The following is a 408-nucleotide window of genomic DNA, read 5'->3' as shown; positions in this document are numbered from 1 at the left end:
TATATGCGAATCCGATTCAAGACAACGGACGCGCGATATGTGATTGAAAAAATCCTGCGACTGAACATGAAATATGTAATCTCCGAGGACGGCGGTGTGTACGGCTATTCGTACCGCTTCATGCACGGCAACATTCTCGTTCTGTCCTCGCCTGATGAAGAAAAGGGCGTGCTGCTGGAACTGCGCGGGTGTGGCTGCCGCGAGTTTGAGTGTTATCTGCGCGGACAGAAACGGTCGTGGTATGAGTTTATGCGCGACTGTGCCGCCGAGGGCTGCGTATTCAAGCGTATTGACCTTGCAATCAACGACCATGCAGGACTGCTCCATGTGCCGACGCTGTACCGCAAGCGCGTTACTGGCGAGTGTGTCACGCGACTGCGGAATGTGGAATACTTCGCGTCCGGTCGG

1 pseudogene is annotated in these 408 nt (G+C 54.7%); it reads left to right on the top strand.

What is annotated here, in order from left to right:
- Window positions 1-3: 3 nt before the first annotated feature.
- Window positions 4-408: pseudogene (locus tag DW724_RS15260) on the top strand (MobT family relaxase); the annotation flags it as partial.

The sequence above is a fragment of the Butyricicoccus sp. AM27-36 genome, assembly GCF_003480945.1.
Classification (GTDB): Bacteria; Bacillota; Clostridia; order Oscillospirales; family Butyricicoccaceae; genus Agathobaculum; species Agathobaculum butyriciproducens.
This window is presented reverse-complemented; position numbering and strand designations above follow the sequence as displayed.